This is a genomic window from Micromonospora sp. NRRL B-16802, assembly GCF_001279555.1.
In the GTDB taxonomy this organism is placed as follows: Bacteria; Actinomycetota; Actinomycetes; order Mycobacteriales; family Micromonosporaceae; genus Micromonospora; species Micromonospora profundi.
Genome location: NZ_LGEB01000110.1, coordinates 39547 through 55822, shown reverse-complemented (window position 1 = coordinate 55822; position 16276 = coordinate 39547). Strand labels below are relative to the sequence as shown.

The following is a 16276-nucleotide window of genomic DNA, read 5'->3' as shown; positions in this document are numbered from 1 at the left end:
ACCTAGGGCAGTACCCGAGACCTAGTAGATTACTCTCAGTGCGGCGGGAATGGATGTGAATCTGACTTTCTCCCGCTCGCCAAGATAGTCGCCGTCCAGCTGGAACGCCTGGGGACGGCTGGAGAGCAGCGTGAACTCCGCAGTGTCATGCAGTCGTAACACCTGTCGGCCGGTGCGATCCGGCTTCCGGGACAGGAATTGAGTCACTGTCCGTGTTGTGCTAGCCACACGGAGCTGACGCAGTGCCAGTACATCCAGCCCGAGGTCGAACGACGCGTCCGGGTTCGGGTTGACTTCCCGCTCACCCAGGTACGTCCACGGGGCCGTGTTCTGGATGATGACTGTCGCCAGCTCGTCCTCCACCGGCTCACCGGGGCGCTCCAGGCTGATGGCCGGATGCCGCCGGTCCGAGGCGAGGAAATACTGGTTCATGATCGAGCGAAGGTAGAGCCCCGGCGTGGAGACGCGCCCCCGCCGTCGAGCCTGCTCCACCCGATGGATCACGGCGGCGTCCAGCCCGAACCCGGCGCAGAAGGTGAAGTAGCGGTCGTCGGCGAGACCCAGCCCGACCGTCCGCTGCCGGCCCAGGCGCAGTCCTTCGAGGATCATGCTGGTCGCCTCCGGCCACTCCCGGGGCAGGCCCAACGCGCGGGCGAACACGTTTGTCGAGCCGCCCGGAACGGTGGCCAGCGCGGGCAGCCGGTCGGCCATCGAAGCACCCGGCGGACCCGCTGGTGGTTCGGCCGCCATGAGGCCGTTCACCACCTCGTTCACCGTGCCGTCGCCACCGAGGGTGACGACGAGGCCGACCCCCTCGGCGGCGGCCTCACGCGCCAGCGTCATGCCGTGCCCGCGGCGGCGGGTGTAGCGCACACTGAGGTCGACTTCGCTGCGCAGCGCTCGGACAAGCACGTCCCGGCTGCGTTCGCTGGTAGTGGTGGCCTTCGGATTGACCACCAGGACGGCCCGCATGGGCGGCACTGTACCTTCCGGTAGCCCAGGTATCGTGGCGCGCGTGACCATCGACTCGGCTCCGATTCCCGTCACACTCCGCTGGGCGGTTCGGCTGCTGTGGGCGGAGGCGGTCGCCGTCGGGCTGATCGCCGCGTGGCTGGTCTGGGCCGACATCACCGCCACCACCACCGACCTCGCGTCGGCGTTGTTGGTGACGGCGTTCGCCATCGGCGGGGCTGTCGCGCTCTGGGCGCTGGGCCGCGCGCTGCTGCGCCGCCGGGCCGGCGCACGCGCCCCCGCGATCGTGCTCCAGTTGATGCTGCTGCCGATCGGATGGTTCATGATCCAGGCCGGCCTGGGCTGGCTGGGCGTGCCGCTCATGGCGCTCGGTCTCGGCATCGCCTGGCTTCTGGTGAGCCCTCCGACAACGCGAGCCCTCGGCTTCGAGTGACAAACGCCGGCGGAGACGACCGCCGGGCGAGCGGAATGCCGAGTCAGCGGCCCGGGCTACCGCGCGCGTGACGAACTGGTCAGAGGGCGCTGGAGCGGCGGGTGAGCAACGAGATCGTCGCCCGGCCGTCGGCGGCCGTGGCAGCCGCCGAGGTGGTGAGAGCGGTGAGCACCTTCCAGGCGAACGACGACTCGCCGGGCAGCGTGGCACCTCGCACTGTCGGCACCGTCACCTCGACGGTCAGGGCGTCGTCGGTCACCGAGAACCGGCACTCAAGCTCGGCATCCCGGGTGGCGATGGCGAGCAGCATGGCGCACGCCTCGTCGACAGCGATCCGCAGATCTTCGATCTCGTCGAGCGCGAACTGCAACCGGGCCGCGAGGCCGGCGGTGGCGGTGCGGAGCACGCCGAGGTAACCGCCGTCGGCGGGCACGGTGAGGTGCACCACGTCGTCGTCGGTCGCTGGCTGGCCGGTCAGTTGAGTCACGCCTCATCCCCCCGGTCGGGGACTCTACCCGGTCAATGGTTCGGGCGCGCCGCGACGGCTCGCACTTGGGTGGCCAGGTCGTTCAGCGCGTCACCACTGAGTCGGTAGGGGACCCACTCACTCATCTGTTCGGCGCCGATCGAGGCGTAGAAGCCGGCCGCCGGGTTCCAGTCGATCATCCACCATTCCAACCGCCGGTAGCCCCGCTGAACGCAGATGTCGGCAAGGGTGGCGAGCAGCAGGCGGCCCGCGCCGGTGCCCCGGGCGGCCGGTCGGACGTACAGGTCCTCAAGGTAGATGCCGTGCACCCCGGCCCAGGTGGAGAAGTTGAGGAACCACAGGGCGAAGCCGACCGGTACGTCCTGCTCGTCCACCGCGACGTGGCCGAAGAGGGCGGGGGCCGCGCCGAACAGGGCCGAGGTCAGCTGGTCGGTGGTGAGGTGGCACTCGTCGGGCGCGCGTTCGTACTCCGCCAACTCGTGCACCATAGCGACGACGGCCGGCACGTCCTCGGGACGTGCCGGCCGGATCGTCGGAATGACGGGAGACGTCACGCCTTCTTGGTCTCCCAGAAGATCTTCGAGATCTCGTCGATCTTCGCGAGCAGCTGGTCGGCGGTGGCCGGGTCCAGGCTGCCCTTGACGCCACCGGCGCCAGCGAGCTTGGTGGCCTCGTTGAACAGGGTGTGCAGGTTCGGGTACTTCTCGAAGTGGGGCGCCTTGAAGTAGTCGGTCCACAGCACCCACAGGTGGTGCTTGACCAGCTCGGCGCGCTGCTCCTTGATGATGACCGCCCGGGTGCGGAACTCCGGGTCGGTGTTCGCCTGGTACTTCTCGCAGATCATTTTGACCGACTCGGCCTCGATCCGAGCCTGAGCCGGGTCGTAGACGCCGCACGGCAGGTCGCAGTGAGCGCTCGCGGTGACGCGGGGCGCAAGGATGCGGGAAAGTCGCATCGGGATCCTCCATGGCAGGTTTGCGATGATCAAAGGCGACATTACTCCTGGGATTGCTCCCCGAGCGGGCTGGAGGTGAAACCAGTGCGCGCCGATCAACCAGCGGAAGCTCCCCGGCTGCGGTGGCCGCTGACCGCTGTCCTGGTGACCGGGCCCTCCATGGCCCCGACGCTACGGCACGGTGACGCGGTGCTGGTCCGCCCGGGCGGCCGCCCTGTTCGTCCCGGTGACGTGGTGGTCGCGGTGTTCCGGACGCGCCCCGAGCTGCTGGTGGTGAAGCGGGCGGTCCGGCCGCAGGACGGCGGTTGGTGGCTGCGCGGGGACAACGACCTGGTCACCGACGACTCCCGGGCGTACGGGGTGGCCGACGTGCGGGGGAGGGTGGTGGCCCGCTACTGGCCGCGTCCCGGACGGGTGTCCCGTCACCCTTTATGACCCTGCTCACATCGGGGCGGCGGTGTCGACACTATGCTCGCAAAGTGCCCGGGTGACCCCCCGCACCGCGCGCCACGCTCGCTGCCCACCTCGCGGCGAGGCCCGGCCGCCCCATCTGTTCGCCAGATCCTGGAGTCACCACCATGTCTTCGTCCACCGTGGACCCCGCTGATCCCGTCTTCCAGTTGCACGTGGGCGGCAAGATGGCCGTCGCCTCGACGGTGCCACTCACCAGCCGCGAGGACCTGTCCCTCGCGTACACCCCTGGTGTTGCCCGGGTATGTGAGGCGATCGCGGCCGACCCCGACCTGGCCGACGACTACACGTGGGTGTCGCACGCGGTGGCAGTGGTCACCGACGGTTCGGCGGTGCTCGGGCTCGGCAACATCGGCCCGCGCGCCTCGCTGCCGGTGATGGAGGGCAAGGCGGTGCTGTTCAAGCAGTTCGCCGGTGTGGACGCGGTGCCGATCTGCCTGGACACCCAGGACGTGGACGAGATCGTCGCGGTGGTGAAGGCGCTGGCACCCTCGTTCGGCGGAATCAACCTGGAGGACATCAGCGCGCCGCGCTGCTTCGAGGTGGAGCGGCGGCTGGACGAGGCGCTTGACATCCCGGTCTTCCACGACGACCAGCACGGCACCGCGATCGTGGTGCTCGCCGCGCTTCGTAACGCCGCCAGCCTGCTCGACCGCAAGCTCGGCGACCTGCGGGTGGCGGTGAGCGGCGCGGGCGCCGCCGGCGTCGCCGTGACCAAGATGCTGATCGCCGGTGGCGTCAACCCCGACCAGGTGGTCGTCTGCGACTCCAAGGGGATCATCGGCCGGCACCGCACCGAGCTGACCGGCACCAAGGCCGAGCTGGCGGCGAGCACCAACGCCGCCGGCCGGCACGGCGACATCACCGAGGCGCTGCGTGGCGCGGACGTGTTGATCGGCGTCTCCGGCGGCCAGATCCCGGAGGCCGCGGTCGCCGGGATGGCACCCGACGGGATCGTGTTCGCGCTGGCCAACCCGACTCCGGAGGTGCATCCCGACGTGGCCGCCCGGCACGTCGCGGTCGTCGCGACCGGGCGCAGCGACTACCCCAACCAGATCAACAACGTGCTTGCCTTCCCCGGTGTGTTCCGCGGCGCGCTGGACGCGCGGGCCACCCGGATCACCGAGGGGATGAAGGTCGCCGCCGCCGACGCCATCGCCGGCGTGGTGGCAGAGTCGCTGACCGCCGACGCGATCGTTCCGTCGCCGCTGGACCCGCGTGTCGCGCCGGCCGTCGCCGAAGCCGTCGCCGAGGCGGCCCGTCGTGACGGCGTCGCCCGCCGGTGAGCTGCTGACCCACGGGCGTCGTCGAGGATGAGGTCGGCGCGGGGAGTCAAAGGAGAAGGGTCTTTCTCACGCACCGGGCGTGGGAAGGGCCCTTCTTAACGGCCGCTCAGCTTGTTACCGTGCCGATCATGCGTGCCGCCTTTGCCTCCCGACTCGACGACGCCGATCCCCTCGCCGCGCTCACCGTCGGTGAGCGACCCGAGCCGACCCACCCGGAGGACGACTGGGTGACGGTGCAGGTCCGGGCCAGCTCGCTCAACCACCACGACCTCTGGTCGCTGCGCGGGGTGGGGCTCACCGAGGCCCAGCTACCGATGATCCTCGGCTGCGACGCGGTCGCAGTGGACCCCGAAGGCAACGAGGTCGTCGTCTACCCGGTGGTCGTCACCCCGGGTGACCCGCGCGGCGTGTCAATCCTCTCCGAGCACTTCGCCGGGACGCTCGCCGAGCGGGTGGCCGTACCCCGGTCGAATCTGATCCCGCTGCCCGAGGGCCTGGCGGCGACCGATGCGGCGTGCCTGCCCACGGCCTGGCTGACCGCGTGGCGGATGCTCACCACCAAGGGCCGCGTCGCGGACGCGGACAGCGTGCTGGTCCAGGGCGCGGGCGGTGGCGTCGCCACCGCGGCCGTCGCGCTCGCCGTCGCGATGGGCAAGCGGGTGTACGCGACCAGCCGCGACGCCGGCAAGCGGGAGCGGATCACCGCGCTCGGCGCGACCGCCTTCGAACCGGGTGCCCGGCTCCCGGAGCGGGTCGACGTGGTGATCGAGACGGTCGGCGCTGCCACCTTCGACCACTCGCTGAAGTCGGCAGCGCCGACGGCCCGGATCGTGGTGTCCGGCGCGACGGCCGGACACCAGCCGTCGATCAACCTCCGGCGCGTCTTCGCCATGCAGCTGGAGATCCTGGGCACCTCGATGGGCACCCCCGGTGAGCTGTACGAGCTGCTGGCGTTCTGCGCCGAGAACGAGGTGCGCCCGGTGGTGGACAGCGTGGTGCCGTTCAGCAGGGTCGAGGACGCCTTCGCCCGCCTGCACTCCGGAGAGGCCTTCGGAAAGATCGTCATCGACCACACGGCCTGACGCGCTGCTGTCCCGTGCGTTGCCCGGCGCGGGCGCAACGCGGGGCGGCAGTGCTCAGAGGTGATCGTCGAAGGTCGCCAGGTCGCCGCGCTCGGCACCGGTGGAGAGGCGTTCCTTGGCCGCGGCGTCGCCGTACAGCGACCAGCGGAGGAACTCGATTGACGTGTCCGAGACGACCCGCAGCGTCTTGACGTTGCCGAGCAGCCCCCGACCGTGGTCGCCCTTGGGCAGGCTCAGCAGCGCCTTCGGCCAGGGCACCTTGTCGTAGACGGCCTTGCCTGCCGCGTAGTCGACGACCTCGTCCAACTCGCCGTGCACGAACAACTGCGGGGCGGCGGCACCCGCGAAGGCGGTGCCCACGCCGACGGCCGTACCGGCGAACACGACCCCGGCGTCCAGCCGCTCGTCCCGGGCGCCGGTGAAGAGGCCGATGGTGGTCACCCCGCCGGCCGAGTGGCCGGCCGCCGCCACCCGGTCGGTGGCGAGCCTGCCGCGCAGGCCGTCGCCGGCCTTGGCGTCCAGGTTGAGAACCTGGGTCAGCGCGTACGACACGTCGGCCGGCTGGTTGAGCACGTCGACGAGCTTGCCGTCGCTGCCCCGCGAGGTGTGCGGAAAGATCGGAGCGGCCACGACGAAACCGGCCGCCACCCACCGGGTCAGCAGTGGGGCGTAGTCGTCCGGGTGGCCCGTGAGGCCGTGACTGAACATCACCACAGGGAAACGGCCCTGGGCGGCCGTCGCGGACCGCTTCGCCGCGCCGCCGGCCTTCCCGGCCGCCGGGTACCAGAGCGTGACCGGCAGCGCACGGCCGTCCCGGTTCAGCTTCAGCTGGCGTACGCCGACGGCGAAGGCGGTCTCCGGCGCGGTCCCGGCGGGGACCTGCGGTGTCGGTGTGGCGCTGGCGGCGGGCGGTGGCGTGGCCGGCGCCGGCGCGCTCTCGGTCTCCGGGGCGTCCGAGGAGCAGCCGACCAGACCGGCCATGAGCAGAGTGGTGGCCAGCAGCGTGGCAGTGACGCGACGAGACATGAGGCCAATTGTGCCCTGCCGGGGTCACCGGGTTGGGCGCGCTGTGCCGACTCCGTCACCCACCCACCTCACGCTGCGGCGCGTTCGGCGAGTGGTCGCCGTCGGCGTGCGGTGTCGGTAAGTGCGGGCGGTGGGAAGGCGGCGTTGGGGTTGTACCTGTTGGTTCCGGGCGGCACGATCTCGTCGATCCGATCGAGGACGGCGTCGTCGAGGGTGAGCGCGGCGCCCTTGAGCAGATCCTCCAGTTGCCCGGTGGTCCGTGGCCCGATGATCGCCGAGGTGACGGCGGGATGGGCCACAGTGAAGGCGATGGCGAGCTGCGGCAGCGTGCAGCCGACCTGTGCGGCGAGGTCGACGAGCTGTTCGACGATGTCGAGCTTGGCGGTGTTCTCGGCGATCGTGGGATCGAACTGCGCCGGGCGCAGGACGGCACGCCCGGTCGACAGGTCGACGGGTTGGTCCTTGCGGTATCTGCCGGTGAGGAACCCGAAGGCGAGAGGGCTCCAGACCAGCACCCCCATGCCGTAGCGCTGGCAGACCGGCAGGAGCGAGGCCTCGACTCCCCGGGCCAGGATCGAGTACGGCGGTTGCTCGGTGCGCAGCCGGCCAAGGCCGCGACGCTCGGAGACGTGGTGCGCCTCGACGATCTCCTCGGCCGGGAACGTCGAGCAGCCGAAGGCGCGGATCTTGCCCTGGCGTACGAGGTCGGTGAGCACCGAGAGCGTCTCCTCGATGTCGGTGCGGGGGTCGGGGCGGTGGATCTGGTAGAGGTCGATCCAGTCGGTGTCCAGACGCCGGAGGCTCTCCTCGACCGCCGTGAGGATCCACCGTCGCGAGTTCCCACCGCGGTTGCGCCCCTCGCCCATCGGAAAGTGCGCCTTGGTGGCGAGTACGACGTCGTCGCGCCGCCCTCGCAGTGCCTTCCCGACGATCTGCTCGGACTCGCCCTGGCCGTACATGTCGGCGGTGTCCACGAAGTTGATGCCCTCATCCAGGGCTGTGTGGACGATGCGGACGCAGTCGTCGTGGTCGGGGTTGCCGACGGCACCGAACATCATGGTCCCGAGGCAGTGGGTGCTCACCTCGATGCCGGTGCCGCCGAGGGTGCGGTAGCGCATGGCGATGCTCCTCTGGCGATTCATTGATGATCACCTGGCACCCTAGGAGCTAGAGTCGGCTCTAGGTCAACCCTCGTTATCCTGCACGACATGGCTGACGTCCCCGCGATTCTGAGCATCGGGCAGGTCGCCGAGCGCACCGGTCTGAGCGTGCACGCACTGCGCTTCTACGAGCAGGAGGGCGTCTTCGTCAGCCCCATACGCCGCGGCCCCGGCGGACGTCGCGTCTACAGCCAGGACGACGTGGACTGGCTGACCGTCTGCATCATTCTCCGCGCCTCGGGCATGCCGCTGCCCGCGCTCCGGCGGTACGCCGACCTCGTCCGCGACGGCGTCGGCAATGAGCGCGAGCGGCTCGCGCTCCTGCGCGAGCACCACGAGCGCGTCACCGGCCAGATGGGCCGGCTCGCCCAGTGCCTCGACCTGATCACCTTCAAGATCGGCGTGTACGAGGACCTGCTCGACCAGGATGGCAACGCCGAACGCCAGGGCGGGGACGACGCCACATCGACCGGCCAGGTGGCCGTGTAACCGGTTCGCGAGCCGGGGTGTTGGTGTCAGTGGGGCGGACGGGACTCGTAGCGGGTCAGGGGCGTGCGGGCGCCGACGGGCAGGCGTGCTCCCGCTGCCCGGTCGCCGTAGAGGGTCCAGCGGAGGAAGTCGATGGTGGTGGCGAGGACCGCCGCGAAACCGGGGTTGCCCGGTGTCAGGTATTCGCCGTGGCCCTGACCGAGCAGGCTGAGGAACGCGGCCGGCCCCGGTACGCGCGCGTACGCGGCCCGGCCGACAGTCAGCGGCACCACCTGGTCGGCCGTACCGTGCACGAAGAGCAGCGGAGCGACGGGCCCGGCGAAGCTGCCGGGCAGTCCGCCGCCGGCGATCACGATGCCGGAGCGCAGCCGGGCGGGGTGGCCCTCGGCGAACATGCCGCTTGTGGTGAAGCCGCCCGCGGAGTGCCCGGCGGCGGCGATCGACGCGAGGTCCAGGTGGCCGGCGAGCGGATCGGTGGGCTCGCTGTCGAGGCGGCTCAGGTGCCGGATGAGCCGCCAGCCGTCGGCGGGCTGGTTGCGGACATCGGCCCGGGTGAACCGGGCGGCTCCCTGTCGGGTGTGCGGGTAAGCGGGGGCGGCAACCACGAATCCGGCCGCCGCCCACCGGGTGGTCAGCCCGGCGTGCAACTCGGGCCGGCTGTACAGACCGTGGCTGTAGATCACCACCGGGAACCGCCCGGGGGCCACGTTGCCGGTCGACGACGGGTACCAGATGGTCACCGGCAGGGGACGCGCCGAGCGCGCATCGAGGGTGAACGTACGCACGCCGACGGCGTACGACCCCTCGGGCGCCCGACGCGCCGGCGCCGGGATGCTGGACCCGCCCGGCGCGGCGGTGGCAGGCGCGCAGCCAGCCAACAGAGCCGACACCACAAGTACGGCGATCAGCCGCCCCGCCCCCATGGCTTCACCGTAGGTGGCAGAGGGTGCGCCGCGAGCCCGCCGTCCGGCCCGGCTGCACCGCCACCCGGGTGGGTCGACTCCGCCGGCCGGGTCGACACGGGCCGACGGAGTGGGCGGGACGGTACGCCGACGCCGTCTTCGCTACTGTCACCGGCATGGCTGAGAACTACACGGACCCCAGCGGCAACACCGAGGCGTTCCGCGCGTTCACCCAGACGCCGGAGGCCGCCGGGTCGACGGAGTCACCGTCCCGCCTCCCGCTGATCATCGGTGTGGCTGCGGTCGTCGTGCTCCTGGTGGCCGTCGTCGCCTGGCTCGTCGCCTAGCTGGCGCTGCGAGCCGCCGCCGTCGACCACCTCACGGGTCTGCTGGGCGATCTCCCGTTCCTCGTCGGTGCGGATGACGCACACGCTCACCTCGGCGCCGTCCGGCGAAATGAGCCGGTCGCCGTCGCCGTCGTTGCGGTCAGAGTCCACGGCGATGCCCAGCCGGGCCAGCCCGGCCAGTGCGGCGGCCCGCACCGGCGCGGCGTGCTCGCCCACACCCGCGGTGAACGTGATCGCGTCGACCCGGCCGAGCAGCGCGTAGTACGCGCCGACGTACCCGGTGATCCGCCGGCAGTACACGTCGAAGGCCAGCGCGGCGGCCCGATTCCCGGCCGCCCGGCGCTGCAGCACCTCGCGCATGTCGTTGACGCCGGTGAGCCCGAGCAGGCCGCTGCGGTGGTTGAGCAGGTCGTCGATGTCGTCGACCGACATCCCGCCCTCACGGCGCAGGTGGAAGATCACGGTCGGGTCCAGGTCGCCGCTGCGGGTGCCCATCACCAGCCCCTCCAACGGGGACATCCCCATCGAGGTGGCGACGCTGCGGCCGTTGGACACCGCGCAGGCGCTCGCGCCGTTGCCCAGGTGCAGGGTGATGGTGTTGAGCTTGTCGTACGGGCGGTCCAGCAGTTCGGCGGTGCGTCGGGAGACGTACGCGTGCGAGGTGCCGTGGAAGCCGTACCGGCGGATGCCGTACTGCTGCGCGGTGTCCAGGTCGATCGCGTAGGTCGCGGCGGCCTCCGGCAGGGTGTGGTGGAACGCGGTGTCGAAGACGGCGACCTGCGCGACGTCCGGCAGCGCCGCCCGGGCCACCTCGATGCCGGCCAGGTTGGCCGGGTTGTGCAGCGGGGCGAGCGGCACGAGGTCGCGGATCGCGGTCAGCACCGCGTCGTCGATGAGGACCGGGGTGCTGAACTTCCGCCCGCCGTGCACCACCCGGTGCCCGACCGCGGTGAGCCCGTCCAGGTCCAGATCGCCGAGGATCTGCCGTACGGCCCCGGCGTGGTCGGCGGGGCCGCCGCCGGGCTCGCCGACCCGCTCGACGGTGCCCTTGTCCAGGGTCCGGTCCCCGTCGTAGTGCCGCCACTTCACCGACGACGACCCACAGTTGAGCACAAGTACCCGACTCACGAGCCCTCCTCGGTGGCGGCCTGGATGGCGGTGATCGCCGCCGTGTTGACGATGTCCGGCACTGTCGCGCCCCGGGACAGGTCGTTCACCGGCCGGCGCAGGCCCTGCATCACCGGGCCGACGGCGACCGCCCCGGCGGACCGCTGCACCGCCTTGTAGGTGTTGTTGCCGGTGTTGAGGTCCGGGAAGATGAAGACAGTGGCCTTGCCGGCCACCGGGCTGCCGGGCAGCTTGGTCGCGGCCACCGCCGGGTCGATCGCCGCGTCGTACTGGATGGGTCCCTCGACCAGCAGGTCGGGGCGGCGCTCCCGGACCAGCTCGGTGGCCGTGGCGACCTTCTCCACGTCCGCGCCCGCGCCCGAGCTGCCAGTGGAGTACGACAGCATCGCCACCCGGGGCTCGATGCCGAACCGGGCAGCGGTGTCGGCCGACGAGATCGCGATGTCGGCGAGCTGCGCGGCGTCCGGGTCGCGGTTGACGGCGCAGTCGCCGTAGACGAGCACCCGGTCGGCGAGCAGCATGAAGAAGACGCTGGAGGCCACCGAGACGTCCGGGACCGTACGGATGATCTCGAACGCCGGCCGGATGGTGGCGGCGGTGGTGTGCGTGGCCCCCGAGATCATTCCGTCGGCGTGCCCGGTGGCCACCATGAGGGTGCCGAAGTAGTTGGCCTGCGCCACCACGTCGTACGCCAGCTCGACGGTGACCCCCCGGTGGGCGCGCAGCTTCGCGTACTCGGCCGCGAACTCGTCCCGCCAGGGGCTGCTGACCGGGTCGACGACGTCCGCGCCGGTCAGGTCGATGCCCAGCTCACGGGTGCGGCGGGCGATGTCGTCCGGACGGCCGAGCAGGGTGAGGTCGGCCACGCCCCGGCGGAGCAGGATCTCGGCGGCGCGCAGGATCCGCTCCTCGGTCCCCTCCGGCAGCACCAGCCGGCGGCGGTTGGCCCGGGCGCGGTCGATCAGGTCGTACTCGAACATCAGCGGGGTGACCCGCTCCGACCGGCTGACCCGCAGCCGGCGGGCCAGGTCGGCGGTGTCCACGTTGCCCTCGAACGCGCCGAGGGCGGCCTCCACCTTGCGCGGGTTGGCCGGGCTGGGCCGCGCCTCGATCCGGCTGGACGCCTCGACGGTGTCGTAGCTGTCGCTGGGCACCGACAGCACGGCGAACCCGGTGTTGAGCCGCTCGACAAGGCGCATCGCCCGGGGGTCGGGCTGCTCGCCGAGGGTGAGGATCACGCCTGCCAGCGAGACCTGCCCGGCCACGTGCGCGGCACTCGCCGCGACGATCAGGTCGGCGCGGTCGCCGGGGGTGATGACAAGCGCCCCTTCGGTCAGGTGGTCGAGCAGGATCGGCACGTGCGCCGCGCCGACCACGTAGTCGAGGACGTCCCGACCGAGTGTGGCGTCGTCGCCAGCCAGCAGCGTGGCGTCGAGCGCCGTCGCGACCTCGGCCACCGTCGGCGCCGACACGGTCGGCACCTCCGGGATGGCGTACGCGGGAACCGGCAGCTCTGGCAACGTCATCGGCTCGGACACCCGGTTGGCAATGACCGCGAGCACCGTCGCGCCCAGGTCCACCAGATCGTGGTACGCCCCACGCGCCGTCGCCGCGATGGACTCGGGCGGCTGGCCGAAGCCGTCCACGACGGGCACCACCACGCTGCCGAACTCGGTGGCGAGCCGGGCGTTGAAGGCCAGCTCGCGGGGGCCGGCGCCGTCCCCGCCGTCGGCGAAGTCGCTGCCCACCACGACCACCGCCGGGCAGCGCCGTTCGACAGCCCGGTACCGCTCGACGATCCGCGAGATCAGCTCCTCGCGGCGGCCGTCGGCGACAAGCGCGGCCGCCTCGGCGTACGTCGTGCCGGTCAGCTCGTCCTCGGGCACTTCGATCCGGTAGCGGTCGTGCAGGAGCGCGAGGATCGGGTCGGGTCGGCTGCCGGAGACAAGCGGTCGGAACGCGCCGATCCGCTCGACCTGCCGGGAGAGGAGTTCCGCGAGGCCGAGGGCGATGGTCGACTTGCCCCCGCCGGACCCCACGCTGGTCAGATAGACGCTGCGGGCCACGCACCCACCCTAGAAGATCACCGTCTGCCGCGCGCGGGTCCGGTGGCCCTGGACCGCGACATCACCAGCCGGATATGGGGTGCGAATGTGGCCGTGCCGGCGACCGGGCGAGGCGATCGACATGCGCCGTCTGCCGGGCCGGGTGCGGGGGCGGTCCGGTTCGAGGGGGTGGGTCGGCTGCTCGGCGGGGTACGACCCCGGTTCGTCACGTCGGCCGGCCCGATCAGACCTGGCCTGGCGGTCGATCGACCGAATGGGCGACTACTCTGAGTAGTCATACGGCTGCATGATCTTTTTGCTGGGGCCCATGCGTGCGGCCCATGTCTCATCAGCGAGACGGAAGATGAAGGTGAGCGATATTCGCGCCTAGACTTCGCGCCATGACTGCCCACCGTGTGAGCAGCGACGATACGTCGATCGGGAGGTCGATGCCCGCAGGCGAGGCAGGCTGCGGTTCGGCCGCCGACTCGAAGCGTACCGGACGCGTTATGGATGTCGATGGCTCGCGCCGACTCCCGCGCGTACCCCACCGGACGTCCAGGCGGCCCGTGGCGCCGTCCCTCCTCGACGCGCCGACCGAGGTGCGCCCAGCCCTGTCCGACGCGCCCACGGAGGTGCGCCCGGCCCTGTTCGACGGGCGGCCGGCCCTGACCGACGCGCCGACCGAGGTGCGTCCGTCCCTGTTCGACGCACCGACCATGATCATGGGGCGGTCCGACAACCCCACCGCGTTGATGACCGCTGTACGCAAGCAGTCGCCGGTCTTCGTCGACCCCAGCGGTCGGCGCCTCTCCCGCCTGCGCCTGCTCGCGTACGTCGCGGGGCTACTCGGCCTGATCTACACCGCGCTGGTGGGTGTCAGCTTCGCTGGCGTGGTGGAGCCGCACACGGTGCTCCCGTTCGTCGACGAGGTCAAGCAGTCCGAGCGGCCCGCACCGCAGACCGGGGCGACCGCAGCCGTTCCCGATCCGTCGACGGCTGCCCCCCGCACGCCGACGGTCACCACGGCGCCCACAGCAGTCCCGGCGCTACCCCCCTCGCTGGCACCCACCCGGTCACCGAGTGTCACCCGCCCGCCGGCCGCCACCCGCCCACCGACCCGCGACCCGGCGGGCCGGCCGACCCCCTCCAGGCCGGCACCGACCGCCCCGCAGGCCCCCGCACCCACTGTGACGGCACCCACCGAGAACCCGCCGTCGGTGCCGGACGAACGGCCCGAGCAGGCCGTCGGTCCCCGCGCCGATGGCTGAACCGACGATCACACCGACCCGCCACCGCCGCCGGGCCGTACCGCAACCGCGGTGGATCCTGCTCGGCATGCTGCTTGCCGTCCTGGGCAGCGTGCTCTTCGTCAACGCGTACACGAACGCCTCCTTCACGCCGGACCACCACCAGAGCAGCAGCGGTCAGCGGGACGTCCCCACCTCGGTGGTGACCGGCGGACCGATCATCAGCGCCAACAGCGAGCAGGTCCGCTCCTACCGGCTGCCGGAGCGGACGATCGCGCTCACCTTCGACGACGGCCCCGACCCGGTCTGGACCCCCGAGGTGCTCCGCGTCCTGGACGCCCACCAGGTCAAGGGCACGTTCTTCGTGCTGGGCTCGCAGGTTTCCCGGCACCCCGACGCGGCCCGGAGCCTTGTCGCGGGTGGCCACGAGGTCGGCGTGCACACCTTCACCCACCCCCAGCTCGCCGAGCTGCCGGCCTGGCGGCGACAGCTGGAGTACGGCCGGACGCAGCTCGTCGTGGCGGCCGTCACCGGCGTGCGGACCCCACTGATCAGGTTTCCCTACTCCTCGCACGCCAACGCTATCGACAACCGGGACTGGCCGGTGGTGAGGTCCGCCGGGGATCTGGGCTACCTGACGGTGCTCAACGACACCGACAGCAAGGACTGGGCACGACCCGGCGTAGACAAGATCATCGAGAATGCGACCCCGGATGGTACGTCGGGTGCGGTCACGCTGTGGCACGACGCCGGCGGCGACCGCTCACAGACAGTGGCCGCCCTGGACCGGTTCATCCCGCTGATGAAGGAACGGGGATACCGCTTCGTCACCGCCACCGAGGGACTGAACCTCGCCTTCGCCGCCGCCGGTGTCGACCACCGGGTGGACGCCGGGGTGGCAGCCACCGCCGGGGACCGCTGGCGCGGCCGGATGCTGGTCTGGGCGGTGCGCGGCGCCGACGACGTGCTGGGCGTGCTCGGCGTCCTGTTCGTCCTCGTCGGCGCGCTCACGGTGGGGCGTACCGCAGTGCTGATCGTGCTCTCCGGCCGGCACGCCCGCCGCCGTCGGTCCAGGGACTGGACGTGGGGGCCGCCGGTCACCGAGCCGGTGTCGGTGATCGTGCCCGCGTACAACGAGAAGGAGGGGATCGCCGCGGCGGTCCGCTCGCTCGCCAATGGCGACCATCCCGGCGGGATCGAGGTGATCGTCGTCGACGACGGCTCCACCGACGGGACCGCGGACATCGTCGAGGCGCTCCGCCTGCCGAACGTCCGGGTGGTCCGCAAGCCCAACGGCGGCAAGCCCAGCGCGTTGAACACCGGCATCGCGCTGGCCCGGCACGACCTGCTCGTGCTTGTCGACGGGGACACCATCTTCGAGCCCGACTCCGTCCGTCGGCTGGTGCAGCCGTTCGCCGACCCCCGGGTGGGCGCGGTGGCCGGCAACGTCAAGGTCGGCAACCGGCGCAGCCTGATCGCCAAGTGGCAGCACATCGAGTACGTCATCGGCTTCAACCTGGACCGGCGGCTCTACGAGACGCTGCGCTGCATGCCGACGGTGCCCGGTGCGATCGGCGGTTTCCGGCGGGAGGCGCTGCGCTACGCCGGTGGGCTGACCGACGACACGCTGGCCGAGGACACCGACATCACCATCGCCCTCGGCCGCGCCGGCTGGAAGATCGTCTATGAGGAGACGGCCCGCGCCTGGACCGAGGCGCCGACGAGCATCGGCCAGCTCTGGAAACAGCGCTACAGGTGGAGCTACGGCACCATGCAGGCGTTGTGGAAGCACCGCCGCTCAGTGCTCGACCGGGGCGCCTCAGGCCGGTTCACCAGGCGCTGCCTGTTCTTCGTCAGCCTCTTCGGAGTGCTTCTCCCGCTGCTCGCGCCGGTGATCGACCTGATGGCGCTCTACGGCCTGTTCTTCCTCGACCGGAAGGCCACAGCAATCGCCTGGCTGGCGATGCTCGGCATGCAGCTGGTCACCGCAATGGTGGCGTTCCGACTGGACCGGGAGAAGCTCGGCGTGCTGTGGGTCCTGCCGCTTCAGCAGTTCGCGTACCGCCAACTGATGTACCTGGTGATCATCCAGTCGGTGGTCACCGCGCTGACCGGCGGCCGGCTGGGCTGGCAGAAACTGCGACGGACCGGCCTGGAACCGCCGCCCATCGCGCCGGTCAGGCCCCCGTCGCCCGTCGACGCGCGCCCGGCGCCGTAACCTCCACCGCCGGGGCGGCTCGGCC

Annotated in this window: 16 protein-coding genes and 1 pseudogene; 8 read left to right on the top strand and 9 right to left on the bottom strand. The window is 71.4% G+C overall.

Annotated elements, in window-relative coordinates; translation table 11 throughout:
* Positions 1-21: 21 nt before the first annotated feature.
* The gene (locus ADK66_RS27205; RefSeq protein WP_053660282.1) at positions 22-972 is read right to left on the bottom strand and encodes a diacylglycerol kinase family protein; all 951 of its coding nucleotides are present in this window, start codon (positions 970-972) and stop codon (positions 22-24) included.
* A 43-nt stretch (positions 973-1015) separates the two neighbouring features.
* Here ADK66_RS27205 and ADK66_RS27200 point away from each other — a divergent pair, with 43 nt between their 5' ends.
* Positions 1016-1405 (top strand): hypothetical protein, encoded by a 390-nt coding sequence (locus ADK66_RS27200; RefSeq protein ID WP_053660280.1) that lies wholly within the window; start codon positions 1016-1018, stop codon positions 1403-1405.
* A 79-nt stretch (positions 1406-1484) separates the two neighbouring features.
* Here the strand turns inward: ADK66_RS27200 and ADK66_RS27195 are convergent, their stop codons facing one another.
* Genes ADK66_RS27195 through sodN form a run of 3 tightly spaced genes read right to left on the bottom strand, consistent with a single transcriptional unit; the run spans position 1485 to position 2847 of the window.
* Positions 1485-1892 (bottom strand): ATP-binding protein, encoded by a 408-nt coding sequence (locus ADK66_RS27195; protein ID WP_053660278.1) that lies wholly within the window; start codon positions 1890-1892, stop codon positions 1485-1487.
* A 32-nt stretch (positions 1893-1924) separates the two neighbouring features.
* Positions 1925-2446: a GNAT family N-acetyltransferase gene (locus tag ADK66_RS27190; protein WP_053660276.1), complete on the bottom strand. Its 522-nt coding sequence runs from the start codon at positions 2444-2446 to the stop codon at positions 1925-1927.
* Positions 2443-2847: a superoxide dismutase, Ni gene (gene sodN, locus ADK66_RS27185; protein ID WP_053660274.1), complete on the bottom strand. Its 405-nt coding sequence runs from the start codon at positions 2845-2847 to the stop codon at positions 2443-2445. The genes ADK66_RS27190 and sodN overlap by 4 nt, the downstream gene beginning before the upstream one ends.
* 84 nt (positions 2848-2931) lie before the next feature.
* Here sodN and ADK66_RS27180 point away from each other — a divergent pair, with 84 nt between their 5' ends.
* The 3 genes from ADK66_RS27180 (at position 2932) to ADK66_RS27170 (ending at position 5686) form a co-directional block, all read left to right on the top strand.
* Positions 2932-3282 (top strand): S24/S26 family peptidase, encoded by a 351-nt coding sequence (locus tag ADK66_RS27180; RefSeq protein ID WP_053660272.1) that lies wholly within the window; start codon positions 2932-2934, stop codon positions 3280-3282.
* A 143-nt stretch (positions 3283-3425) separates the two neighbouring features.
* Positions 3426-4604, top strand: a complete 1179-nt coding sequence (locus ADK66_RS27175; RefSeq protein WP_053660270.1) for an NADP-dependent malic enzyme — start codon at positions 3426-3428, stop codon at positions 4602-4604.
* Between the two features lie 119 nt (positions 4605-4723).
* Positions 4724-5686, top strand: coding sequence for a Zn-dependent alcohol dehydrogenase (locus ADK66_RS27170; protein WP_053660268.1), 963 nt, complete (start codon positions 4724-4726; stop codon positions 5684-5686).
* A gap of 54 nt (positions 5687-5740) precedes the next feature.
* On the opposite strand, the gene ADK66_RS27165 is transcribed toward ADK66_RS27170, so the two are convergent.
* Both ADK66_RS27165 and ADK66_RS27160 read right to left on the bottom strand, forming a co-directional pair.
* Positions 5741-6712 carry a chlorophyllase gene (locus tag ADK66_RS27165; RefSeq protein ID WP_082377694.1) on the bottom strand — a complete coding sequence of 324 codons (972 nt, stop codon included), beginning with the start codon at positions 6710-6712 and terminating at the stop codon, positions 5741-5743.
* 68 nt (positions 6713-6780) lie between these two features.
* On the bottom strand, positions 6781-7830 hold the full coding sequence (locus ADK66_RS27160) for an aldo/keto reductase (protein ID WP_053660265.1): 1050 nt from the start codon (positions 7828-7830) through the stop codon (positions 6781-6783).
* Between the two features lie 90 nt (positions 7831-7920).
* Between ADK66_RS27160 and ADK66_RS27155 the strand changes: the two genes are divergently transcribed.
* Positions 7921-8361, top strand: coding sequence for a MerR family transcriptional regulator (locus tag ADK66_RS27155; protein ID WP_053660263.1), 441 nt, complete (start codon positions 7921-7923; stop codon positions 8359-8361).
* 26 nt (positions 8362-8387) lie between these two features.
* Here the strand turns inward: ADK66_RS27155 and ADK66_RS27150 are convergent, their stop codons facing one another.
* Complete coding sequence (locus tag ADK66_RS27150) at positions 8388-9284, bottom strand: hydrolase (protein WP_053660261.1); 897 nt, start codon at positions 9282-9284, stop codon at positions 8388-8390.
* A 23-nt stretch (positions 9285-9307) separates the two neighbouring features.
* Here ADK66_RS27150 and ADK66_RS27145 point away from each other — a divergent pair, with 23 nt between their 5' ends.
* Positions 9308-9610, top strand: a complete 303-nt coding sequence (locus ADK66_RS27145; protein WP_053660258.1) for a hypothetical protein — start codon at positions 9308-9310, stop codon at positions 9608-9610.
* A 15-nt stretch (positions 9611-9625) separates the two neighbouring features.
* On the opposite strand, the pseudogene ADK66_RS27140 reads toward ADK66_RS27145, so the two are convergent.
* Together ADK66_RS27140 and pta are read right to left on the bottom strand one after the other, a co-directional pair.
* Positions 9626-10738, bottom strand: a pseudogene (locus tag ADK66_RS27140) (acetate kinase); the annotation flags it as partial.
* The gene (pta, locus tag ADK66_RS27135; RefSeq protein ID WP_053660256.1) at positions 10735-12804 is read right to left on the bottom strand and encodes a phosphate acetyltransferase; all 2070 of its coding nucleotides are present in this window, start codon (positions 12802-12804) and stop codon (positions 10735-10737) included. The pseudogene ADK66_RS27140 and the gene pta, both read right to left, overlap by 4 nt.
* Positions 12805-13352: 548 nt before the next feature.
* On the opposite strand from pta, the gene ADK66_RS27130 reads away from it, so the two are divergent.
* The gene (locus tag ADK66_RS27130; protein ID WP_053660254.1) at positions 13353-14054 is read left to right on the top strand and encodes a hypothetical protein; all 702 of its coding nucleotides are present in this window, start codon (positions 13353-13355) and stop codon (positions 14052-14054) included.
* Positions 14047-16251, top strand: a complete 2205-nt coding sequence (locus tag ADK66_RS27125) for a bifunctional polysaccharide deacetylase/glycosyltransferase family 2 protein (RefSeq protein ID WP_053660252.1) — start codon at positions 14047-14049, stop codon at positions 16249-16251. The genes ADK66_RS27130 and ADK66_RS27125 overlap by 8 nt, the downstream gene beginning before the upstream one ends.
* Positions 16252-16276: the final 25 nt, after the last annotated feature.